Raw genomic sequence first — 20,855 nt, forward strand, 5'->3', positions numbered from 1 at the left:
CCCGCTCCACCACATTGGGTGCTTGATTTTTATCAACCCCACAAGGCGCTGAACGCTGCGCTCAGCGTTGATCCAGGTACCGGTAAAGGGCCTCTTCCTGGTCGAAGTGCAACTTTGCCAAGGTGTCCAGGCGTATCAGCTGGTGCTGGATGTCATCTGCGCTCGGGCTCGCTGCCGCCTGACTGAAATCGTGGTTCATGCAGGACAGAAGATGGATGAGGCGGAAAATTTCCCGGTGGGTATGGCTCATCGCCGACAACGGGTCTTCGCCGGGCATGAAGCGGCTCAGCAGCGGGTACAGACGACGCTCGTCATCGCGCTCGTGGCGCTCCAGAAGGTCATGCAGCCCGGTGACCAGCCTGCCGAGGTCAGCCCGCGCCTGCTCGATGGGACGCTTGGCGAAGTCGCAGGCCATCTGGCTCAGTTCCGTCAGCAACCCGTCGAGTTGCCGATGCTCGTCCTGCAACCGATCCAGGTCCTCGACGGCAAGCCCGCTGCGTTGCCTGGCCGTCAAGGGGCCTAGCGCACGCAAGGCGTTGACGATGATCAACAGGTCGATACCTTCCTGCAACACCGCCCCCAGCAATGCCGGCAGGTAGCCGGCGGCTGCAACCACCATCGCCAGCAACGACAGGCTCATCCCCACCCATACTCCCTGCCGGGCGATGTACACGGCATGCCGGGCGATATCCAGGGCCTCGACCAAGCGATCGAGCCGATCGACCAGCAACACCACACCGGCCGCCTGGGCGGAGGCCGTCACGCCAGAAGCCCCCATGGCAACCCCGACATCGGCCGCCGCCAATGCCGGTGCGTCGTTGATGCCGTCGCCGACCATCAGCGAGGGGGCCGTACGGCAGCCCTCCTGCACCAGGCGAATTTTGTCTTCTGGCGAGAGCCCTGAGCGAAGCTCGTCGATACCCGCCGCCAGCGCGACCATTTCCGCGGTTTCCGGGCGGTCACCGGTGAGCATGACCACCTTGTCGATCCCTCGCGCCCGCAGGCGTCGCAGTGTCTGGGGGGTTTCCCGGCGCAGGTCATCGGCCAGCCGCAGTACCGCTTTCAACTCACCGTCAACCGCCACGAAACTGCCGCTGTTGGCCAGGTAGTCCAGTTGCTGCAAACGCTCCTGTGCCCAGTGCCCATCGTCCTTCTCCTGCTGCACATAGGCCAGGGCACCCAAGCGTACAGCCTTGCCGTGCACAACCCCGGCGAGCCCCTGGCCGGGGCTTTCCTCCACCTGCTGGGCGGCGGTCAGCGTCACGTTGCGCAATCGGGCAGCATGAACAATGGCCTGGGCAATCGGATGGGTCGATGACTGGGCCAACGAAGCGGCCAGCTGCAGCATCTGCAAGGGCGCGCCCTGCCCCCTCACCTCGATCGACTGCAACTGGGCATGGCCACTGGTCAAGGTCCCGGTCTTGTCGAGGAACACCTGGCGCACGCCGGCGAGGGCTTCGAGCACCTCGCCGTCACGCACCAGTATGTTGCGCCGTGCAGCCCTCGAAATGCCTGAAATGATGGCAATCGGCACAGCCAGTATCAGCGGGCAAGGCGTGGCGACCACCAGCACGGCGAGCACCCGCTGCACATCGCCACTGGCCCACCACGCCAGCGCAGCCATCAGCAATGTCAACGGGATCAGCGCCAGTGCGTAGCGGTCGGCCAGGCGCACGAACGGTGCCCGTGACTGACGTGCCGCTTCGGCCAGTCGCACGATGCCCGCGTAAGTGCTTTGCGCTGCGGTACGGGTGGCCAGCAAGAGCAGCGGCGCGCCTGTGTTGGTCACGCCGCTGGCCACCGGCTCACCGGCATGGCGGGTGACGGGCAACGATTCGCCGGTCAGCGCAGCTTCGTCCAGAGTCGCCTGCTCAGACTGCAAGTACCCGTCCACTGGCACGATTTCGCCCAGGCGCACCAGGACGCGGTGGCCAGCGCGGACTGCGTCGACCGGCACCTCACGCAAGCCCTCCTGCTCCTGAATCCAGGCCCGCTGTGGCGCCCGGTCGATCAGTGCGCGCAATTCGCGCTCGGCGTGACGCAGGCTGAGCGTCTCCAAGGCACGCCCCGTGGCCAGCATCAGCGCAACCACGGCGCCCACCAGCATTTGCTCCAGGGCCAGGGCCGCGCCAATCGACATCAGTGCGATCAGGTCGATGCCCGCCTCACGCCTGGCCAGGCGCTGGACCATTTCCACCGCCAGCACCACTGCCATGAGCGCGCTGCCGCCGGCCCAGATCAACGCCGCCCAAACCGGCTGTTGCGCGGCATAGACCAGCCCGCCCAACAGCAGGGACAGGACGCAGACCAGCAACAGGCTTGGGTCCAGCCATCGACGTGACATGGCCGTTACTTGCGTTTGGCCTGCTGGAGCAACTGCTGGACCTGTTCCTGGGCCTGTGTCGCTCTGCGCAACGCCTCGTTGGCGGTCTGCTCGACCATATCGATGCGGTAGCACACCTGGTCGGCCCGCAAGCGCGCGGTCGCCGCGTTGTTCTCGGCCGACTCCAGCCGTGCGTCGTATTGCTCAGCGTGCCATGGCGTGCATCCCCAAACCAATACCAGCAGCAGGCTGGACAAGCCGGCAAGCAGATAGCGTTGCATGGTGGTGCCCTCGCGCATGCTCAAGACACCCCTAGTATCGGCACCGGCACTCACCGCAGCCTGACATTTATCAATCTCGCCAGGCGTACGGTAGCGCGCCGGTTTTGACCTTTGTCAATCGCGTGGTACCGCTGGAGGGTAGAAACATGGGCTGAGGGCATCTCGGCCCACCTTTCCAATGGATAGCGGAGACCATCATGAACGACCTTGATTTGCGCGACCTGGTGCTTGAAGAGTTGGCGTTTCAACCTGACATCAATGCCGCCAGCATCGGTGTGACGGTGCAGGATGGCGTGGTCACACTGTCCGGCCACGTCAGCAGTTATGCCCAGAAGATCAGTGCCGAGCGCACCGTCAAAGCCATGAAAGGCGTGCGTGGGCTGGCCGAGGAAATCGAAGTCCGACTGAACAAGCTCGAAGGTACTGCCGACGATACCATTGCCAGCCGCGCCCTGAAGATCATCGCCTGGAGCTCGGATGCCAATGTCGAGGGCATCAAGGTCACCGTTCACAAAGGCACGGTGACCTTGGAAGGCGAACTGGACTGGCAATACCAGAAGGAAGTGATCGAGCAAGCGGTTTGGCGTCTGTCGGGCGTGGTCGGCGTGCACAATCGCATCACCTTGAAGGCGCGGGCCAATGCCAGCGATATCCGCCATCGCATCGAACAGGCCCTCAAGCGCAGCGCAGAGATCCAGGCCGAGGGCATCCGCATTACCGTCAACGGCGGTGTGGTCCGGCTGGAAGGCAAGGTGCACTTGCTTCGTGAACGGGAAGTGGTCGAGCGCGCTGCCTGGGCAGTGCCTGGCGTAAGCAAGGTTGAAGACTACCTGTTGATCGCCTAGCCCGGCGGCCCACCAGGAGAGACGGTCATGAACAAAGATCAGCCCTGGACGCTGTACCTGCTGGCAATCGGCCTGGCCGTGCTCGCCGCCATCCAGTTCGGCCTGTTCAACCGAGCGGCCGTTCAGACCATCTCCTATAGCCAGTTCCTGCAATTGCTCGAACAGCAAAAGGTCAGTGAGCTGCGGATCGAACATGACCGCATCCTGGGCACATTGCAGGAACCGATCGCCGGGCGTTCGGTGTTCTCCACGGTGCGGGTCGACCCGCAGTTGAGCGAGCAATTGGGCCGTACGGGCGTTACCTTCACTGGGGTAGCCGAGGACAGCAACCTGGCGAGCCTGGTGGGTTGGCTGATGCCGCTGATGATGATGCTGGCGCTGTGGTTCTTCCTGTTTCGTGGCGTGACCGACAAACAGGGGTTGGGCGGGTTGATGAGCGTGGGCAAGTCACGTGCGCGCGTCTATGTCGAGCGCGATACCAAGGTCACCTTCGCCGATGTGGCGGGCATAGACGACGTCAAGGGCGAGCTCACCGAAGTGGTGTCCTTTCTCAAGAACCAGGCGTTCTATGCCCGCCTGGGGGCGCATGTGCCCAAGGGCACGTTGCTGATCGGCCCCCCTGGCACCGGCAAGACCCTGGTCGCCAAGGCCATCGCCGGAGAGGCGGCGGTACCGTTTTTCTCGATCTCCGGGTCGGAGTTCGTCGAGATGTTCGTCGGCGTGGGCGCGGCGCGGGTGCGCGACCTGTTCGACCAGGCCCGGCGCGCAGCGCCCTGCATCATCTTCATCGACGAACTGGACGCCCTGGGCAAGATGCGTGGTATCGGCAGCCTGGGCGGCAACGACGAGAAGGAACAGACCCTCAATCAACTGCTGGCCGAGCTCGATGGCTTCGATCCACGCGAAGGTGTCGTGCTGCTGGCAGCGACCAATCGCCCTGAGATACTGGACCCGGCGCTGCTGCGCGCCGGACGCTTCGACCGGCAGATCCTGATCGACCGCCCCGACCGCAAGGGCCGCCTGGCGATCCTTAAGGTGCACCTGCACAAGATCGTCTACAAGAACGACCTGGACTTGGAACGCATTGCCGAGATCACCCCTGGCCTGACCGGCGCCGACCTGGCCAACCTGGTGAACGAAGCCGCCATCGTCGCCACCCGGCGCGCCAGCCAATGGGTTGAGCTGCAGGACTTCACCGCTGCCGTCGAACGCCTGGTGGCAGGCGTGGAGCGCAAGGGCAACGTGCTGCGCGACGATGAACGCCAGGTTGTGGCGTACCATGAAATGGGCCACGCACTCGCGGCAAGCAGCCTGCCGGCGATGGACCCGGTGCACAAAGTGTCGATCATCCCCAGAGCCGCTGGCTCGCTGGGGTTCACGCTGCAACGGCCGACCGATGACCGCTACCTGATCAGCGCGCAGATGCTGCGCGACCGGATCGTCGTACTGATGGCCGGGCGGGCCGCCGAAAGCCTGGTATTCGGCCAGGTGTCCACCGGAGCCGCTGACGACTTGGGACGCGCCACCGACATCGCCCGCCAGCTGATCACCCGCTTCGGCATGAGCACGGAGCTGGGCCAGGCAGTGCTGGAGCGGCAGCAGGCCAGCTACCTGGGCGAATCGTTGTTGCGCCAGGAGCGCAAGGACTACTCGGAGCAGACCGCAAGGGAAATCGACCTGGGTATTCGCGGCTTGCTGGAGGAAGCCTACGCCCGTGCCCGGACGTTGCTCGAACAGCGACGTTCCGACCTGGACGCTGGGGCACGCCTGTTATTGGCCAAGGAAACCATCACCCCGGAAGAATTCCCCGCGCTGCTGCCCCTGGCCAAGGAGCCTGCCACCTATAATCTGGTCGATGCGGCCAAATGACAGACCGATCCAATCCGAGTACCGACCATGCTCACCGTCACATTGATCAACATGCTGGTGGTGATCCTGGTGGTGATCATCCACTACGAATGCCTGCTTCGCCTGAACGACTGGCTACCGCGGCTGAAGCTGTGGAGCCGGTTCCGGATCGTCGCTGGCGTGTTTGGCGCGCTGCTGGCCCATGCCTTGGAGGTCTGGTGTTTCGCCCTGGTGTATTACCTGATGGCCCACGCCGAGGGCTGGGGCACGCTCAGTGGCAACTTCGACGGCAGCTTGCTCGATTGCGTGTACTTTTCCTTTACCACCTACACCACGATAGGCTTTGGCGACATCGCCCCTACCGGTCATCTCAAGTACCTCACCGGCCTGCAAGCGTTGACAGGCCTGGTGCTGATCACCTGGACCGCGTCGTTCCTGTTCCTCGAAATGCAGAAATACTGGAAAGCCAAATAGCGCCGGTTCAGGCGTCTGGGTGCGGTGTCCAGTGCCATTGCGCAACCTCAGGCATGTCTTCGCCATGCTCGATCAGGTACAGCTTGTGCTTTTCCATGGTCGACCAGTAGCGGGTTCGCGCCCGCTCCACCTGCGCTTGCAGGCGAGGCACGCGTTCGAACACATCCAGCACCAGCTGGTAGCGGTCGAGGTTGTTGATGACCGCCATGTCGAACGGCGTGGTGGTCGCCCCTTCCTCACGAAAGCCGTGCACATGGAAACGCTGCGGGTTGGCACGCTTGTAGATGAGGCGGTGAACCAGGGCCGGGTAACCATGGAAGGCGAAGATCACCGGCTGCTCTTCGGTGAACAGCGCATTGAAGTCACTGTCGGGCAAGCCGTGCGGATGCTGTAGCGGTGATTGCAGTGCCATCAGGTCGACCACGTTCACCACCCTGACCCGCAGGTCGGCGACGTCGTCACGAAGCAGGGTTACCGCCGCCAGCACTTCCAGCGTCGGCACATCGCCTGCGCAGGCGAGGATCACCTCCGGCAGGTCATCGTCATGGCTGGCCCATGCCCAACGCCCGATGCCAGCCTGGCAGTGCAGGTTCGCCGCCTGCCCATCCAGCCACTGCCACTCCAGTTGCTTGCCGGCAACGATCACATTGATGTAGCCACGGCTGCGCAGGCAATGGTCAGCCACGGACAGCAGGCAGTTGGCGTCCGGGGGCAGGTAGATACGCGCAAGATCGGCCTTCTTGTTCGCCAGAAGGTCCAGCAGACCTGGGTCCTGGTGCGAAAAGCCGTTGTGGTCCTGACGCCAGACATGCGAGGTCAGCAGGATGTTCAACGAAGCGATCGGCTTGCGCCACGGCACTTCGGCGGCTGTCTTGAGCCATTTTGCATGCTGGTTGATCATCGAATCGACGATGTGGATGAACGCTTCATAACACGAAAACAAGCCGTGGCGGCCGGTCAGCAGGTAACCCTCCAGCCAACCTTCGCATATCTGCTCGCTGAGAATCTCCATCACCCTGCCATCTGGACCGAGGTGGTCATCCTCGGCACCGTGGGGGTCCAGCCAGACCTTGCAGGTCGCCTCGAATACCGCATCCAGCCGGTTGGAAGCCGTCTCGTCAGGGCCGAACAGGCGAAAATCGCGGGACACCAGGCTGTTCTTGATCACGTCGCGCAAGTAGCTGCCCAGAACCCGGGTCGCCTCTGCGCGTACGCGTCCAGGCCCGTCCATCTTCACGCTGTAGTCGCTGAAGCGCGGAAGGTCCAGCGCTCGCAACAGCAGCCCGCCATTAGCATGTGGGTTCGCGCTCATGCGCCGCCGCCCGGTCGGGACCAGCGCGGCCAGTTCCGGCAACAACGCGCCCTGGGCATCGAACAATTCATGCGGCCGGTAGCTTTCCAGCCATTGCTGCAACTGCTGCAAGTGCAGTGGCTTGCGAAGGTCTCCCAGGGGCAGTTGATGGGAGCGCCAGGTTCCCTCTACCCGCTGCCCATCGACGAACGTCGGCCCCGTCCAGCCTTTTGGGGTGCGCAAGACCAGCACCGGCCACAATGGCCGGTCGATGGCTTGGCCCGCCTCGGTGTGCCGGGCAAGCCGCTGGATCTGGCAGATTTTCTCGTAGATCACATCCAGCGTCCTGGCCAACGCCCGATGCACCTCCATCGGTTCGTCGCCCTCGACGAAATAAGGATCATAACCGTAGCCATACATGAGGCTGGTTAACTCGTCCTCGCTGATCCGCGACAGCACCGTCGGGTTGGCGATCTTGTAGCCATTGAGGTGCAGGATCGGCAGTACCGCACCGTCGCGCGCGGGATTGAGGAATTTGTTGCAATGCCAGCTCGCCGCCAGCGCTCCGGTTTCCGCCTCGCCGTCGCCGATGACGCAGGCCACGATCAGCTGCGGATTGTCCAGGGCTGCGCCATAGGCATGGACCAAGGCATAGCCCAGCTCGCCACCTTCGTGCAGAGAACCCGGAACATGCGGGCCGACATGGCTGCCAATGCCGTACGGCCAGGAAAACTGACGAAACAACCGCGCCATTCCCTGCGCGTTACGTTCTATCGCAGGGTTCAGCTCGGTGTAGGTGCCATCCAGGTACGCCTGGGCAACCATGGCCGGGCCGCCATGGCCAGGGCCGGCGACGAACAACATGTTCAGGTCGTAATGGCGGATCAGCCGGTTCAGATGGGTGTAGATCAGGTTGAGCCCTGGCGACGTGCCCCAGTGCCCCAGCAACCGAGGCTTGATGTCGGTCAGCTTCAGCGGCGTGGCCAGCAAGGGATTGCCCTGCAGGTAGATCTGGCCAACGGTAAGGTAGTTCGCGGCCCGCCAGTAGGCATCCAGCCATTCCAGTTCCTCGGTGCCTGGAAAATCGTTCATGATCGCCCCCTCTGTCGATGGCGCGCACGCGCATGGGGTTCAGATGTCCCCGGCGCGGATATCTTCTTCCCGCCGGCTCTGCTGACGGATCAGCAACGTCAGCTCGTGCAGGTGGTCGGCCAACAGCCCCACCAAGTCGTCCGCGGTGACGATTCCGACCAGTAGGCCAAAGTCATCGACCACCGGGATCCGCCTGATGTTGGCTCGCCGCATGTTCAGAATCACATCGAACAGGTCTTCGTTCTGGTTCGCGGTGATCAATGGACGTGGCAGCACGTCGATGGCCTGCAGGTCTTCCTGGTCAGGAGGGTTGCGGGCGATGATCCTCAGCGCAAGGTCACGGTCGGTGATCAGGCCGATGGGCCGGCAACGGTCGCGGTCGACAGGCTCGGCCAGCACCAGGTCCCCGACGTGGTACCGGCTCATCATCCGCGCCGCGGCGTAGATGGAAATGCTGGGGGGCGCTGTGACCACATCCCGGTTGCAGTATTTGCCAATGGACATGATGTTCTACCTTTTGGAATGCGAAGGCGGAGCGTCCCTGCTCCTGAAATCGGTCGGGTCAATCACTTGCTGCTTTTGATAGGAATCACTTTTTCAGGGTGAATCGCTTCGGCGCGCTTGGGCAGGTGCACCAACAGTACGCCCTTGGCAAACTGGGCATTGATCTTTTCAGCGTCGACTTCACGGGGCAGTTGGAAGACCCGCTCGAAGCTGCCGTAATGCCGCTCCGACAGGTGGTACTCCTTACGCTTTTCGTCGACCTCTTCCTGCTTCTCGCCGCGAATCACCACATTGCCATTGACCAGCTTGATCTCGATGTCCTTGTCGTCCACACCTGGCAGTTCGGCACTGATGCGAAACTCATCGGCCAGTTCGCTGATATCCATTGCCGGCATGCCATGGGCGAACAGCTCACGGCGCCAGAACGGCTCGACATCGAATGGGGTGTGGCTGAACGGCAAGCGCAATGGCCGGCGCCCGAAATCGTCGAACAGGCTGTCGATCTGGCGCCGCAGCTGCTGGAACGGCCGCCACAGGTCCGACGGCTCGGTGCCGGGTGGAGAAGCCTTGGCAGGTTGGGTGGCTGCGGGAGTGACAGGTACTTTCTTGGCTGCTTCGGACATGGCGACCTCCTCGAATGAGTAATGCCTCCCAGGGAGACACCTCGATCGTGCGCGGGCAGGCAACCCCGCGCTTGACCTTTATCAATCAGCGCGCTGCTGCCATCGCTTGTCGGTTTGATCCTGATCAAAGTCCCGTTCTGGCAGACGCCTAGCCTGAAAACAGTGCGGTCCATCCAGACACTATCGAGGCGACTATGGAGCGGGACGACGGCAAGCGTGTCCGCTTGCTGGAAACCTTCCCTGGCCCGGGTATTCAACAATGCCTGCGCCTGGCACAGTGCAGCCCGCAATTCACCGAGGCGATGCCAGGCCAGTATTGCCTGCTGGCCAATCGCACCGAGCGCTGGCCATGCAGCTACGTCAGCCTGCCCGGAGTGGATGGACGGTTCGTGGTGACTACCCACGGTGCGCACCCGCTGGGGCAGCCAGGCGAGCTGCTGGGGTATTCAGGCCCGTTGGGCAGCGGCTGGCCAGTGCCCTTGCAGAGTGCGCGCCTGCTGGCGATCACACGGGGCGAAGGGATATTGGCGCTATTGTGCATGCTCGATGAGGTCCGCTGCTGGCTGCCTTGGGTACAGGTGCGCTTGCTACACGAGGGCTTGGCGCTGGAGCACCTGCCCGCTGAATGCCGGCCATGGCTTCGCGCGCAAACGACGGCGCCGCGCGACCCCTCAAGCGGATGGATGCAACTGACACAGCAACTGCAAGCATTCAGGCCAGACACGGTCTACTGCTGCGCGCCGCCCCAGGTGGCTCGACAAGCAGCACGCCTGTGTTGGCAAAAGGGGATATCGCCACAGCGCATCTGGCTGCGGACCGACCATATGCCTCGGCCAACCTGGGGGGATCACTGTCCACTGGGAGGGCCGGTCCAGCGCTATGACAGGGTCCTGGCTGCGCTCAAGTGGGTTCCTCCAGCCGGCTGAGGTTCAGCAGGCTTTGCAAGTCGACCAGCCGAACTTCCCGCCCGACGCATTTCACGAACCCTGCCTGGGTGAAACGGCTGAACAGCCTACTGACGGTTTCCAGGGTAAGGTCCAGGTAGTTGGCGATATCGCCACGGGACATCGGCAGGTTGAAGACGTCTGCGCGCAGGCCGCGTTCGTGATAACGCGCCGACATGCCGAGCAGGAATATCGAAAGCCGCTGTTCGGCTCGGCCGTGGCAGCAGCGCAAGTGCTCATCCTTGCCCTGAATCCCCATGCTCAGCATATGCAACAGCTGGTAACGCAAGCCTGGGATCTGCCCCGACAGGTCGACCAGCTGATCCAGCCTGATGGAACACACCAGCGAAACCTCCAGCGCCAGGGCATAGCTTCGATAATGCCTTGCACCAATGGCGTCCAGCCCCAGCATCTCCCCCGGCAGGACGAAACCGGTAATCCGCTCGTTGCCCTCGGTATCGATCAGGAAACTCTTGATCGCCCCTGAGCGTAGGGCGAACACGTGCTCCATCGGCTCATCGGCCTTGAACAGATACTCGCCCTTCTTCAACGGGCGGTTACGGCGCACGATTCGCTCCAGCTTGTCCACTTCGTCGGCACTGAGGCTGGCGGGCAGGCAAAGCCGGCTCAACGAACACGCAAGGCACTTCACATGGGGCCTTGCCCCCATATCCAGTGAGCCTGACATGACCAGGCCTCCGCTAATGTGCATGGGGGGTATTAATACAAATTAGCTGGTTCCCCCGGCCTTTTCGCGCCCTCCGACCAAGGGTCACGCCGTCCTGCTCAAGGCTTGATGAAGATCAAGTCAGGTCTGCGCGCTGCTCTCATGCTCGACTGTCGGCAGGTTGCAAGCAGCCAGTGCGGCTCGATCGATGCTCAGTCCAGACAGAAGGCCCTATTTATGAAAATCAATCACTTGCTTTTGATCGCCCCTTGCGATGATCGATACAGCCCGGCGGTTGAGCAAAGCGCCGAATTGGCAATGGCCTTGGACGCCAGTGTTTCGCTTGCCGCGCTGCGTGCCCCATCCCTTGGCGGGCAGAAACCGTCCGTCGAGTCGTACCTGAAACAGCGGGCCTCCCATCTTGCGTCCAGGGGCCTTCGTGTCAGTCCTGATGTCACGGTACTCAAACCCACGGCAAACGGCGTCGCGGCGCAAGTCACGCGCTGTGGCGCGGACCTGGTGGTCATGGACCATGCCGCCGACGAGGCGGCGCATCAGGCCAACCTGGACCTGCAACTGCTGGAAAAAGCTCCCTGCCCGGTGCTGTTCGCTCGCGAACAGGTGGCGCCCAACCTGGAGAAGCTGTTCGTCGCCGCGCCAGCAAGCTGCGAAGACCTCGACGAACGGGCATTGAATGCCCACGTCATCGAGGTAGCCAAGGCCGTATGCCAGGCCCGCAAAGGCAAGATGCACCTGTTTTCGGTCTACGACCAGGCGGCGCTGCTGCGCCATAGCGAGCACTACAGCCTGGCAGAAATCCCAAGGTACGAAACCTTGGCCGCCACGTTCAAGGCATTTGCTGGGCAGCTTGGGATACCGACGCTTCACCATCACCTGATCGTCGGCTCTTGCGCCCATACCCTCTGCGCCTATGCCAATCGGTGCGAATACGACCTGGTGGTGATCGCCAATGCCTATAACCTGCGCCAGCACGAGACACTGCGCTATTTGCTGAGCCACCTCACCTGCAGCCTTTTGGTGGTCAACGCACCGAACAGGGCAATGCAGCCAGCGACCCAAGCCTGGGCGAGCCTTGACGATCCGCTGTTGTTCCCTGCCTGACAGGTGACACCCGCTGGAGGGCAGGCAATTGACAACTATCAAGTCCGCGCAGGGCCAAGCGTCGAAACTGAAGCTCCATTGTTCATTCCCGACACACGAGGATTATTGCCATGGCTCCTACAGAACCCTCCCGCCAATACACCGCGCCCTCGTTTCCCAAGCCTGCGGGCGAGCATTGGATCGAAGCCCTCGACAATGGCACCCATGTGCTGATCAGACCGCTGCAAGCCAAGGACCGGGAGCGCGAGAGGGCCTTCATCGAACGGCTGTCACCGCAGTCGCGGCATTTTCGCTTCCTGTGCCAGATCAAGGAGCCCGGTGAGGCAATGCTCGACCAGTTGATGGCGGTCGACCAGGACCGCCAAGCGGCCTACGTCGCCCTCGCCCATGTGGACGGCGAGCTGCAAGAGGTGGGCATTTCCCGTTACGCCGCCATTGCCGGCAAGGATGAATGCGAATGCGCCGTGACCGTGCTCGACAGCTGGCAGCACCATGGTCTGGGTCGACTCTTGCTCAAGCACCTGACCGATCATGCCCGGGCCAAGGGCCTACGACAGATGTATTCGATCGACTCGGCCGCCAACCAGGCGATGCGTGACCTGGCCAAGGCGGCAGGATTCACCACCAGCACCGACCCGGATGACCCGACCCAGGTCATCCATCGCCTGAACCTGACCTGAAGCGTCGTTGCGCCAGCGCCTGGGGTGGCCACAGCGCTGCCCCACCCGCTCTTCGCCCCACGACCTGCGGCCACATCCGCACGAGGAGGGTATCCATGAACGGTAACTCGCGCAAACTGATGGAAATGCTCTACGGCAAGCAATACCAGGTCGACAGCGCGGAGATCGCCCCCCTGCTGCATCAATTCGCCGAACCCTTGCCCGACCTCGAGTCCCCCGCCTTCGCCGCGCTATTCGATCGCTACGCCGACGCCCGTGTGGTGATGCTGGGCGAGGCAAGCCATGGCACCAGCGAGTTCTATCGCGCCCGTGCAGCCATTACCCGGCGGCTGATCGAACAGCACGGCTTCAACATCGTGGCCGTCGAAGCCGACTGGCCGGATGCAGGGCACGTTGACCAGTACGTGCGGGGCTTGGCTCATTCGGCATGGAAGCGCCATATATTCAGCCGTTTCCCAACCTGGATGTGGCGCAACAGCGAGGTCAAGGCATTCGCCCACTGGCTGCATGGGCATAATCGCCTGCTCGCCGTCGACCGCCGCGTGGAGTTTCGCGGCCTGGACGTCTACAGCCTGCGCAACTCCATTCACGAAGTGCTGGCCTTTTTGGACCGGACAGATCCGCACCTGGCCCGCGAAGCGCGCCGACGGTATGGTTGCCTGACGCCCTGGCAGGATGACCCGACACTGTATGGCCACTTCGTCGAACGGGGTGGCGTCATGCCCTGCGAGCAGCCTGTGGTCGAACAACTGAATGTGATGCTGGCCGATCAGCTGTCGGGCCTGATCCGCAATGATGAAGCGTTTTTCAATGCCACCCAGAACGCACGCGTGATCATCGCCGCAGAACAATACTATCGGGCGATCTACCGAGGCTCGACTGCCTCGTGGAACCTGCGCGACCGGCACATGTTCGATACCCTGCGCGCACTGCTGGAACATCGCGGGCCACACGCCAAAGCCGTGGTCTGGGCACACAACTCTCACATCGGCAACGCCGATGCCACGGAAATGGGCTGGAAAGGCCAATTCAACATCGGCCAACTGTGCCGCCACGCGTTTGGCCGGGACGCCGTGCTGATCGGCATGGCCACCGACCGCGGACAAGTGGCCGCCGCCAGTGACTGGGATGGCGACATGCTGATCAAGGACATCCGTCCTTCGCGGTCGGACAGTTGGGAGCACCAGTTCCGCCTGGCAGGCGTACCGGCTTCCTTGACCGACTGGCGAGACCCACAGCGCAAGGAGCTTCGTCGCATCTTGTCAATGCCACTGCTCGAACGCGCGATCGGCGTCATCTACCGACCGGAGAGCGAACGGCTGAGCCATTACTTCGAAGCAGTGCTGGCCGAGCAATTCGACGCCCTGCTTTGGATCGAACAGACCCAACCGGTTGACGCCCTGCCTCTGCCGAAACAACAACACCTTGAACCGGAGGACGAAACCTATCCGTTCGGCGTCTGAACATCCGGCCTGCAAGGCTCAAGGGGATGGGGCTTGCAGGTGGGTGACGAACCAGTCACCCGCCAGAACGGCGACTTCGGTCAGGGTGCCAGGCTCTTCGAACAGGTGCGAAGCACCTGCTACTACCTCCAAGCGATGCTCGCAAAGCAGCATCCGACTGGCCTGACGATTGAGTTCCAGGACCTGAACGTCCCTGCCACCAACGATCTGCAGGGTCGGGGCTTGTACCCGCTTGAGCGCTTCGCCTGCCAGATCGGTGCGCCCTCCCCGGCTGACCACCGCCGCCACCACCTCCGGGCGCTCGGCCGCCGCACACAAAGCCGCCGCTGCACCCGTACTGGCGCCGAACACGCCAATGCGCAAGCTAGCAAGGTCGGGGTCCTGGCCAACCCAATCGATGACATCCGTAAGCCGCTTCGCCAGCAGCGGAATATCAAAGCGCAGCGCGGCGGTCTGGTTGTCCAGTCGCTGCTCCTGCTCGGTCAAAAGGTCAAACAGCAACGAGCCGAGGCCGCGACTGGCGAGCACGTCCGCCACATACTGGTTTCTGGCGCTCAGCCGACCGCTACCGCTGCCATGGGCGAAAATGACCAAGGCCTGGGTGTTGGTGGGTAACCGTAGGTCCGCGAGCAGTTCGACGCCGGGCCATTTCATCGAGCGCAGCACTACCTCAGTCATCTTCAGCCTCCCCGCCACGGCCCCCGGACGACGCTGCGATCCCGGCCTTGTCCATCAGCGCCATGACTTCCTCGTCCGAGGTCTGCGGAAAGTCCTGGTACCAATAGCCGACCGAAACCATCCGATCGGGCACCAGCGGGCAGATCACCTCGTCCACTTCGCTCCACAGGGCCTCTAGCGTTTCCGGTGGCGCGACCGGCACCGCGACCACGATCCGCGCTGGCGATTGGGCACGCACCGCCTGGATGGCCGCCATCATCGAGGCCCCGGTTGCCAGGCCATCATCGACCAGGATCACGGTCTGGTCTTTGAGCCGAAGCGGAGGTCGGCCACCCCGATAGGCGCGCTCACGACGTCTCAGTTCCTGTGTTTCCCTGGCTATCACGCTCTCAAGCAGGGCCCGATCGACCGGATAGGCCCGCAATGCATCGTCATTGAGAATCTTCACCCCTCCCCCAGCGATCGCGCCCATGGCATATTCCGGGTGCGATGGCATGCCAAGCTTGCGCACCACCAGCAGGTCCAGGCGAACCTTGAGGGCGATGGCGACCTCGTAAGCCACCGGCACCCCGCCCCGTGGCAAGGCGAGCACGATTACATCAGCCCGTTCGGCGTATTGGCTCAACGGCGGCACCAGGCAGCGACCGGCTTCAGCGCGGTCGGGGTACAGGGTGCGACGCGCAAGATCATGTGACATGGAAACCTCCCGCGCCGAGACGGCGCCTGTCGTTTCACCTACTGGCAAGCACTACCACCCTTCAAGGCGTCGTCGCCCGGGCTTCTTCAGGTAGCAGGTCGAACTGCTCGAGACAGCGCTGTTCATCGTCCGCCGTCAACGCCTTGTATGCGCTCACTTCCCGCATCGGCGTTTCGAACAAGGCCAGGCGGATCACGCCATTGCGATCGAGGAACGTTTGCGCCAGGCAGGTACACACCGGCTTGCCGACCAGTGCCGTGAGCTTCTCATCCCCTGGGGTGTTCACCTGGGCCTGCAAGTTGTCTGCGCAATTCTCCACGATACGGTCCACCGAGCGCCCCGCCAGCCAAAGCGTGCCGCCAGCGAGCAACGCCAGCAGCAGCAACAGGCCTAAAAGAACGTTCGACTCCTGGGTGACCGAGCGCAGGAAGGCAAGCCGAGCCTGCCAGCCCGTGGCCTGACCATTGAAAATGGTCTTGCCGACCGTGCGCTTGACGCCACGCTGCACCACCCAGCCCAACGCCACGCACAAGGCCAGCAAAGCCAGCAGCACGAACGGGTGTTGCATGGGCAGACGCCAGCTTGGGCTCAACGACCGGTAGGTAGCGGCCACCATGAGCAATGCCAAGATCGCCACGATCCACCCCAGGCTACCCCGTGGCCGATGCATCCAGGCCCGGAGTTTCGCCCTCGCTTGTGTTTCCATGACAGCCTCCCGGCCCACGCTAGCGCACTGGGTCAATGGCAACGGTTTCCTGGTACTCGGGCACGCAGACCTGCCAACCGAGCTCGATGCTGATCCGCCGTCGCAGCGTGTCGGCGGCATGGGGCTCGCCATGGATGACGTAGGTCTGGCGTGGCGGGCGGGCGAATCCGCGCAGCCACTCCATGATCTCGTCGGCATCGGCATGCGCTGAAAGGTTCTCCATGGCATGCACCTGGGCCCGGATGGGCACGTCTTCGCCATGCAGGCGGACGTTGTGTGCACCGGCGACGATATCAGCCCCGCGCGTACCACCGGCCTGGAAACCTGAGAACAGGATGCTGTTGCGTGGGTTGGGGGCCAACGCCTTGAGATGGTGCAGCACCCGTCCACCAGTCGCCATGCCACTGGCGGCGATGATCACCGAAGGTTCCCGCAGCTGATCCAGATGCCGGGACTCATCGACCGTACGGATGATATGCGTGCCCCTGCACATTGCCGCGCATTCCGTGGACGTCAAGCGATGCTCGCTTCTGAACTGCTGGTACAGGGCGGTTGCATCGGTGGCCATCGGGCTGTTGAGGTAGACCGGGATGTCGGGTATCAGGCCATCGCGCTTGAGCTTGTACAGGTAGTACATCAGCAACTGGGCACGACCGACGGCGAATGACGGTACCAACGTGATGCCATGGCGCAGGAGGGTCTGGTTGATGACCTGGGCAAGGTATTGCTCGGTTGATTCGGTTGGGTGCTGGCGATCGCCATAGGTGGATTCCACCAGCAGCACGTCTGCCGTCCTGATCAGTTCCGGCGCGCGCATGATCGGGTCCTGTGGCCGGCCAAGGTCCCCGGAGAAGACCAGCGTCTGGCCATCGACCTTGATCTGCACCGTTGCCGCGCCAAGTATGTGCCCGGCCGTGCGCAACAGCAGCTCCATGCCTTGCACGACCATGATCGGGTGATGCAACTCCACAGGGCGCAGCAGTGCCAAGGCGCGCTTCGCATCCTGCTCGGTGTACAGCGGGCGTGCCGGTGAATGCTTGGAGTAGCCGTGGCGGTTGGCATGCTCGGCCTGCTCTTCCTGCAATCGGGCACTGTCGAGCAGCAGGATCTCGGCCAAGGCGCAGGTGGCCGGGGTTGCGTAGATCGGACCGGCATAGCCTTCCCGTGCGAGCACTGGAAGATAACCACTGTGGTCGAGATGGGCATGGGTCAGCACCACCGCATCGAGTGCATGAAGCGCCGCCGGAAGCGGTTCCCAGTTGCGCAGGCGCAGTTGCTTGTAACCTTGGAACAGTCCGCAGTCGATCAGCACACGGCTGCTGTCGCGGGTCAACAGGAACTTGCTGCCGGTCACGGTCCCGGTACCACCGAGAAATGTCAGTTGCATGGCTAGGGCTCCAGGGTTTCGACCGCTTGAGGGTGAACCGCCAGGACACTGCACGGTGGACGGCTGACGATGCGCTCGGTGGTATCGCCCAGCAGCTTGTCCAGCCCTTTGGGCTGCACCACACCCATGACCACCGCGTCGATATCCAGCGCAGCGACCTGCTCGCGAATCACTTGCACCGGGCCACCTTCCATGAAATGGCGGCGATTCGCCGCGACCCCCTCAGTGTCCGCCAAGGTGTCGAACGGCTCCTTCAAGGCGTTGCGCATCTCATCGATCCACGCCTGGGTGACGTTCATGTCCGAGGCGAATACGCCGGCCAGGTTGTAGGCCGAGAGCAGGTGCAACTGTGCATCGCATTGCAGTGCCAGCGCCTGCGCGGCACGGATCAGCCCACGATTGAAGGATGCCTGGACCTCGGGGGTTTCGCTGAAGGAAGTGTCAACGGCGACCAGCACGCGCTGGGGCAGCGACACCGCTGCCGCCGGCACGAAGTGCGTGATGCCCTTCAGGCCCCGCATCAAGGCGCAATCCAGGGGCGTGCTGAACAGTCGCACCATGGTTGGCGTCGCTTCGCTGTCCTTGATGACCATGTCGGGCTGCAGTTCGCTGATGTAGTCGAGGGCCTGGCTGCGGATGTCGTCCGCCTGCAGGCTGTCGACCGTCAAGGCGACACCGCTGCCACGGTGACGCTCGACCAAACCTGCCAGCCGTACACGGTAGTGGTCGAACTGGCGCTGGTTATCGGCCTCGTTCAATCGCTCTTCACGCAACAGGTGCTCCTGCGTCGGTTCGAACAAGCCCAGTACATGCACGCTGGCACCACTGACATGCGCCAGGGCCAGGGCCCTGCGCAGCGCGGCCGAATGCGGATCGACCTCGGTGAGCAGCACCAGCAGTTGTCGATATTGACCCATGGCGAACCTCCGGGCTTGCGCGGCTGGCGTGATGATGTAGGCGATTGTCCGGAGGCAGGCTGATGCGCGCTTGATGCAGATCAGAAAAACCACCTGCCGCGCCTGAACTTGACGATTGTCAGAACCGGCGCCGCCCATCACGGTACAACGGCTGCAGCAAGCATCGACCAGGTAATCGGGAGGCGACATGAACAAGCAGCAGGCTGACCAGCCAGATACGGGCGAGCATTGGATCGAGAAGCTTTCGGACGGCGCTGCCGTACTGATCCGTCCGCTGCGAGAAGAGGACCGCGAAAGGGACCGCCGCTTTCTCAGCACGATCGCCTACGAAGCCCGACGTTTCCGCTTGATCGCTGGGCTCAGTGGCGGCGTGCCAAGCCTGGATGCGCAGCAAATGCCAGTGGATCACCACCAGCGCGAAGCCTACGTTGCCCTGGTCCATGCAGATGGCCAGTTGCACCAGATCGGGGTAAGCCGGTATGCCAGCGTGCCCGGCAGCCGCCTCTGCGAATGCGCCGTCGCCGTGGACGAACAATGGCAGCGCAAGGGGCTGGGCCGGTTGCTGATGCAGCACCTGATCGCAGCCGCCAAGCGCAACGGCTTTCACTGCATGATTTCCAGGGACCTGGCGAACAACTATGCCATGCACCGGCTGACCAAGGGCCTGGGCTTCAGCTCACGCTACTTGGGTGGCGATGTCAGCGAGATCATTCACGAACTTGACCTTCGCACCTGAAGACAAGGCCCTTTGGGGCCTTGTCTCTCAGCCTTGGGAATGCTCCGGTGAAATCACCAGCACGCTGCTGGACAAGCGATTCAACACCCGCTCGGCAGTGCTGCCGATGAACCAGCCGATGCCGTGATGGTGGTAGCTGCCCATGACCAGTACGTCGATATCGTTGTTCTCCATGAACAGCGCCAGCACCTTGGCCGGGTCTCCCAAGCGCAGGTGGCGGTGTTCGGCGGCGATTCCATTGCGCTCGGCAAGTGCCTGGAAGGCATCGCTTTGCGCCTCGTGCAGTGTCTGGGCCAGGTTGGAGTCGAACAGGAATGAATGCTCGCGGCTGCCGCCGGCGTCCAGGTACATCGACCCCATGTCGTAGGCATATAGCAACTCGATCTGGGCATTGCACTGTAATGCCAGCTTCAGCGCCTCGCTGATGATCTGGTCGTTGAAGCCCTCGAACTGGTCTTCCGGGCGCGACAGGTCCACGGCCGCCAGAATCTTGCGCGGCAGCGCATGGCTGGCCTGGTGAACCAGGTGCAGGGGAATGCGGGTTTCCCGCAGCAACTGAATGTCGAGCGAGGTGAACATTGCCCGTGCCCACCAGGGTTCATGCTCGAAGGCCTTGATCAGCATGGCGAAAGGCTGCTCGCGCAGGTGCACGAGTATCTCGTCCAGCGGATGCTGGACCCATACCACTTCGGTGGTGACCGTCACCCCATTGCGGCGCATCGACAGCGCTTGGGTTTCCAGCCATTCACGGTGTTGCTGTACATAGCCTTCGCGCATCACCGCCAGGGCCTGGTCGTTGACCAAGCCCGCGGTGGCAAGGCCTTCGAGGTAGTCAAACGCCACGATATGCAGGGCCATGCCCTTGGCCTTGGCCAGCGCCGCCGCACGGTCGTAGACCGGGGTGCGCCGCATCAGAGGCGAAGCGATCAGAAGAAGTCTTTGCGGGTTGTCCATGGCGCACCTCAGCGTTTGGGAAGTGTCCCTGGATCATCCCTGAACCGCCCTATGCGGACTTGACGTTTATCAACTGAACCACTGGACGGACAAACGGCGATGCCAGCTGCGCGAGAATTTGATGCGGATCAAAGCTTCCTGGCGTTTACGGCGCAATCTGACTCTATACCAACAACAATCATCGAACTCCCTGGAGGCGTGCCATGACGCTCATGACAACCTGCGAAGTCGGCCATGAATCATTCGCCAACCCGCCCAATGGCGTGACGAAAATGGCCAATACGCCCTGAACCACCCCTGTTGCTGGCAGGGATGCCTTCGTTTCGCATGGATTTGCAGTTGGTTTGCTCATGCATGCTTTTGGAGGCTTCCATGAACATCTACGTCGAAACAAGCCCTGAACAGAACCGCTGGTGGGTCCGCATGGACGACTGCCGGGTGAGCTTCACCACGCCCGACGAAGCGCAAGCCTTCGTCGATCGGCTTAACGCCCGTCTCAATGCACCCCATTCACGCGACATGCTTGCCGACTGGTCACCACGCCCCGGCATGGGCAGCACGGGTAAAGCCAATGCTCGGATGGCCACTCAGGCAGATCTCCGATGCGCGAAGGAGGCCTGAAA

21 protein-coding genes are annotated in these 20,855 nt (G+C 62.7%); 9 read left to right on the forward strand and 12 right to left on the reverse strand.

Translation table 11 applies throughout. The annotated features are described in order from the left end of the window. Nucleotides 1–61: 61 nt before the first annotated feature. Nucleotides 62–2,344, reverse strand: coding sequence for a heavy metal translocating P-type ATPase (locus VXM67_RS15795; RefSeq protein WP_027906736.1), 2,283 nt, complete (start codon nt 2,342–2,344; stop codon nt 62–64). A gap of 5 nt (nt 2,345–2,349) precedes the next feature. Then, the gene (locus tag VXM67_RS15800; protein WP_041925689.1) at nt 2,350–2,604 is read right to left on the reverse strand and encodes an Lpp/OprI family alanine-zipper lipoprotein; all 255 of its coding nucleotides are present in this window, start codon (nt 2,602–2,604) and stop codon (nt 2,350–2,352) included. Between the two features lie 197 nt (nt 2,605–2,801). Here VXM67_RS15800 and VXM67_RS15805 point away from each other — a divergent pair, with 197 nt between their 5' ends. Genes VXM67_RS15805 through VXM67_RS15815 form a run of 3 tightly spaced genes read left to right on the forward strand, consistent with a single transcriptional unit; the run spans nt 2,802 to nt 5,771 of the window. After that, nucleotides 2,802–3,449: a BON domain-containing protein gene (locus tag VXM67_RS15805; protein ID WP_023380977.1), complete on the forward strand. Its 648-nt coding sequence runs from the start codon at nt 2,802–2,804 to the stop codon at nt 3,447–3,449. Nucleotides 3,450–3,476: 27 nt separating this feature from the next. Then, on the forward strand, nt 3,477–5,318 hold the full coding sequence (gene ftsH, locus VXM67_RS15810) for an ATP-dependent zinc metalloprotease FtsH (protein WP_367237151.1): 1,842 nt from the start codon (nt 3,477–3,479) through the stop codon (nt 5,316–5,318). Between the two features lie 27 nt (nt 5,319–5,345). Beyond that, nucleotides 5,346–5,771 carry a potassium channel family protein gene (locus tag VXM67_RS15815; protein WP_023380979.1) on the forward strand — a complete coding sequence of 142 codons (426 nt, stop codon included), beginning with the start codon at nt 5,346–5,348 and terminating at the stop codon, nt 5,769–5,771. Between the two features lie 7 nt (nt 5,772–5,778). Here the strand turns inward: VXM67_RS15815 and VXM67_RS15820 are convergent, their stop codons facing one another. From VXM67_RS15820 to VXM67_RS15830, 3 genes are all read right to left on the reverse strand, one after another. Then, the gene (locus VXM67_RS15820) at nt 5,779–8,154 is read right to left on the reverse strand and encodes a phosphoketolase (RefSeq protein ID WP_367237152.1); all 2,376 of its coding nucleotides are present in this window, start codon (nt 8,152–8,154) and stop codon (nt 5,779–5,781) included. A 39-nt stretch (nt 8,155–8,193) separates the two neighbouring features. Continuing rightward, on the reverse strand, nt 8,194–8,658 hold the full coding sequence (locus tag VXM67_RS15825; protein WP_023380981.1) for a CBS domain-containing protein: 465 nt from the start codon (nt 8,656–8,658) through the stop codon (nt 8,194–8,196). Between the two features lie 62 nt (nt 8,659–8,720). Then, entirely contained in the window at nt 8,721–9,281 is a 561-nt protein-coding gene (locus VXM67_RS15830) for an Hsp20/alpha crystallin family protein (RefSeq protein WP_023380982.1), read from the reverse strand. A 194-nt stretch (nt 9,282–9,475) separates the two neighbouring features. Between VXM67_RS15830 and VXM67_RS15835 the strand changes: the two genes are divergently transcribed. Further along, nucleotides 9,476–10,207 carry a hypothetical protein gene (locus tag VXM67_RS15835; RefSeq protein WP_023380983.1) on the forward strand — a complete coding sequence of 244 codons (732 nt, stop codon included), beginning with the start codon at nt 9,476–9,478 and terminating at the stop codon, nt 10,205–10,207. Here the strand turns inward: VXM67_RS15835 and fnr are convergent. Further along, the gene (gene fnr / locus VXM67_RS15840) at nt 10,182–10,913 is read right to left on the reverse strand and encodes a fumarate/nitrate reduction transcriptional regulator Fnr (RefSeq protein WP_041925509.1); all 732 of its coding nucleotides are present in this window, start codon (nt 10,911–10,913) and stop codon (nt 10,182–10,184) included. The genes VXM67_RS15835 and fnr overlap by 26 nt on opposite strands. 216 nt (nt 10,914–11,129) lie before the next feature. Here fnr and VXM67_RS15845 point away from each other — a divergent pair, with 216 nt between their 5' ends. From VXM67_RS15845 to VXM67_RS15855, 3 genes are all read left to right on the forward strand, one after another. Further along, nucleotides 11,130–12,014, forward strand: a complete 885-nt coding sequence (locus VXM67_RS15845) for a universal stress protein (RefSeq protein ID WP_023380985.1) — start codon at nt 11,130–11,132, stop codon at nt 12,012–12,014. A 110-nt stretch (nt 12,015–12,124) separates the two neighbouring features. After that, nucleotides 12,125–12,694, forward strand: coding sequence for a GNAT family N-acetyltransferase (locus VXM67_RS15850; RefSeq protein WP_023380986.1), 570 nt, complete (start codon nt 12,125–12,127; stop codon nt 12,692–12,694). 95 nt (nt 12,695–12,789) lie between these two features. Beyond that, the gene (locus tag VXM67_RS15855; RefSeq protein ID WP_027906743.1) at nt 12,790–14,157 is read left to right on the forward strand and encodes an erythromycin esterase family protein; all 1,368 of its coding nucleotides are present in this window, start codon (nt 12,790–12,792) and stop codon (nt 14,155–14,157) included. Between the two features lie 18 nt (nt 14,158–14,175). On the opposite strand, the gene VXM67_RS15860 is transcribed toward VXM67_RS15855, so the two are convergent. From VXM67_RS15860 to VXM67_RS15880, 5 genes are all read right to left on the reverse strand, one after another. Next, nucleotides 14,176–14,835: a dienelactone hydrolase family protein gene (locus tag VXM67_RS15860; protein WP_023380988.1), complete on the reverse strand. Its 660-nt coding sequence runs from the start codon at nt 14,833–14,835 to the stop codon at nt 14,176–14,178. Next, nucleotides 14,828–15,532, reverse strand: coding sequence for a phosphoribosyltransferase (locus tag VXM67_RS15865; protein ID WP_027906744.1), 705 nt, complete (start codon nt 15,530–15,532; stop codon nt 14,828–14,830). Before VXM67_RS15865 ends, VXM67_RS15860 begins: the two co-directional genes overlap by 8 nt. A 61-nt stretch (nt 15,533–15,593) precedes the next feature. Then, nucleotides 15,594–16,202, reverse strand: a complete 609-nt coding sequence (locus VXM67_RS15870) for a hypothetical protein (RefSeq protein ID WP_186598227.1) — start codon at nt 16,200–16,202, stop codon at nt 15,594–15,596. 55 nt (nt 16,203–16,257) lie between these two features. After that, on the reverse strand, nt 16,258–17,625 hold the full coding sequence (locus tag VXM67_RS15875; RefSeq protein ID WP_023380991.1) for an MBL fold metallo-hydrolase RNA specificity domain-containing protein: 1,368 nt from the start codon (nt 17,623–17,625) through the stop codon (nt 16,258–16,260). 2 nt (nt 17,626–17,627) lie between these two features. Beyond that, nucleotides 17,628–18,542, reverse strand: a complete 915-nt coding sequence (locus tag VXM67_RS15880) for a universal stress protein (RefSeq protein WP_367237153.1) — start codon at nt 18,540–18,542, stop codon at nt 17,628–17,630. Between the two features lie 187 nt (nt 18,543–18,729). Here VXM67_RS15880 and VXM67_RS15885 point away from each other — a divergent pair, with 187 nt between their 5' ends. Next, nucleotides 18,730–19,278: a GNAT family N-acetyltransferase gene (locus VXM67_RS15885; protein ID WP_023380993.1), complete on the forward strand. Its 549-nt coding sequence runs from the start codon at nt 18,730–18,732 to the stop codon at nt 19,276–19,278. Between the two features lie 27 nt (nt 19,279–19,305). Here VXM67_RS15885 and VXM67_RS15890 read toward each other — a convergent pair whose 3' ends face one another. After that, nucleotides 19,306–20,232, reverse strand: a complete 927-nt coding sequence (locus tag VXM67_RS15890; protein WP_023380994.1) for a universal stress protein — start codon at nt 20,230–20,232, stop codon at nt 19,306–19,308. 372 nt (nt 20,233–20,604) lie between these two features. On the opposite strand from VXM67_RS15890, the gene VXM67_RS15895 reads away from it, so the two are divergent. Then, the gene (locus VXM67_RS15895) at nt 20,605–20,853 is read left to right on the forward strand and encodes a hypothetical protein (protein WP_027906748.1); all 249 of its coding nucleotides are present in this window, start codon (nt 20,605–20,607) and stop codon (nt 20,851–20,853) included. The last annotated feature ends 2 nt before the right edge of the window (nt 20,854–20,855 follow it).

The organism is Pseudomonas sp. Rh2, assembly GCF_040762985.1.
Lineage (GTDB): Bacteria > Pseudomonadota > Gammaproteobacteria > Pseudomonadales > Pseudomonadaceae > Aquipseudomonas > Aquipseudomonas taiwanensis.

Bases quoted from the DNA above. Each gene is read 5' to 3' on its own strand.
- VXM67_RS15895 (WP_027906748.1), top strand. From the start codon at position 20,605: ATGAACATCTACGTCGAAACAAGCCCTGAACAGAACCGCTGGTGGGTC.
- VXM67_RS15890 (WP_023380994.1), bottom strand. From the start codon at position 20,232: ATGGACAACCCGCAAAGACTTCTTCTGATCGCTTCGCCTCTGATGCGG.
- VXM67_RS15875 (WP_023380991.1), bottom strand. From the start codon at position 17,625: ATGCAACTGACATTTCTCGGTGGTACCGGGACCGTGACCGGCAGCAAG.
- ftsH (WP_367237151.1), top strand. From the start codon at position 3,477: ATGAACAAAGATCAGCCCTGGACGCTGTACCTGCTGGCAATCGGCCTG.
- VXM67_RS15885 (WP_023380993.1), top strand. From the start codon at position 18,730: ATGAACAAGCAGCAGGCTGACCAGCCAGATACGGGCGAGCATTGGATC.
- VXM67_RS15825 (WP_023380981.1), bottom strand. From the start codon at position 8,658: ATGTCCATTGGCAAATACTGCAACCGGGATGTGGTCACAGCGCCCCCC.
- VXM67_RS15850 (WP_023380986.1), top strand. From the start codon at position 12,125: ATGGCTCCTACAGAACCCTCCCGCCAATACACCGCGCCCTCGTTTCCC.
- VXM67_RS15870 (WP_186598227.1), bottom strand. From the start codon at position 16,202: ATGCATCGGCCACGGGGTAGCCTGGGGTGGATCGTGGCGATCTTGGCA.
- VXM67_RS15795 (WP_027906736.1), bottom strand. From the start codon at position 2,344: ATGTCACGTCGATGGCTGGACCCAAGCCTGTTGCTGGTCTGCGTCCTG.
- VXM67_RS15805 (WP_023380977.1), top strand. From the start codon at position 2,802: ATGAACGACCTTGATTTGCGCGACCTGGTGCTTGAAGAGTTGGCGTTT.
- fnr (WP_041925509.1), bottom strand. From the start codon at position 10,913: ATGTCAGGCTCACTGGATATGGGGGCAAGGCCCCATGTGAAGTGCCTT.
- VXM67_RS15800 (WP_041925689.1), bottom strand. From the start codon at position 2,604: ATGCAACGCTATCTGCTTGCCGGCTTGTCCAGCCTGCTGCTGGTATTG.
- VXM67_RS15855 (WP_027906743.1), top strand. From the start codon at position 12,790: ATGAACGGTAACTCGCGCAAACTGATGGAAATGCTCTACGGCAAGCAA.
- VXM67_RS15820 (WP_367237152.1), bottom strand. From the start codon at position 8,154: ATGAACGATTTTCCAGGCACCGAGGAACTGGAATGGCTGGATGCCTAC.
- VXM67_RS15845 (WP_023380985.1), top strand. From the start codon at position 11,130: ATGAAAATCAATCACTTGCTTTTGATCGCCCCTTGCGATGATCGATAC.
- VXM67_RS15865 (WP_027906744.1), bottom strand. From the start codon at position 15,532: ATGTCACATGATCTTGCGCGTCGCACCCTGTACCCCGACCGCGCTGAA.
- VXM67_RS15830 (WP_023380982.1), bottom strand. From the start codon at position 9,281: ATGTCCGAAGCAGCCAAGAAAGTACCTGTCACTCCCGCAGCCACCCAA.
- VXM67_RS15880 (WP_367237153.1), bottom strand. From the start codon at position 18,542: ATGGGTCAATATCGACAACTGCTGGTGCTGCTCACCGAGGTCGATCCG.
- VXM67_RS15835 (WP_023380983.1), top strand. From the start codon at position 9,476: ATGGAGCGGGACGACGGCAAGCGTGTCCGCTTGCTGGAAACCTTCCCT.
- VXM67_RS15815 (WP_023380979.1), top strand. From the start codon at position 5,346: ATGCTCACCGTCACATTGATCAACATGCTGGTGGTGATCCTGGTGGTG.
- VXM67_RS15860 (WP_023380988.1), bottom strand. From the start codon at position 14,835: ATGACTGAGGTAGTGCTGCGCTCGATGAAATGGCCCGGCGTCGAACTG.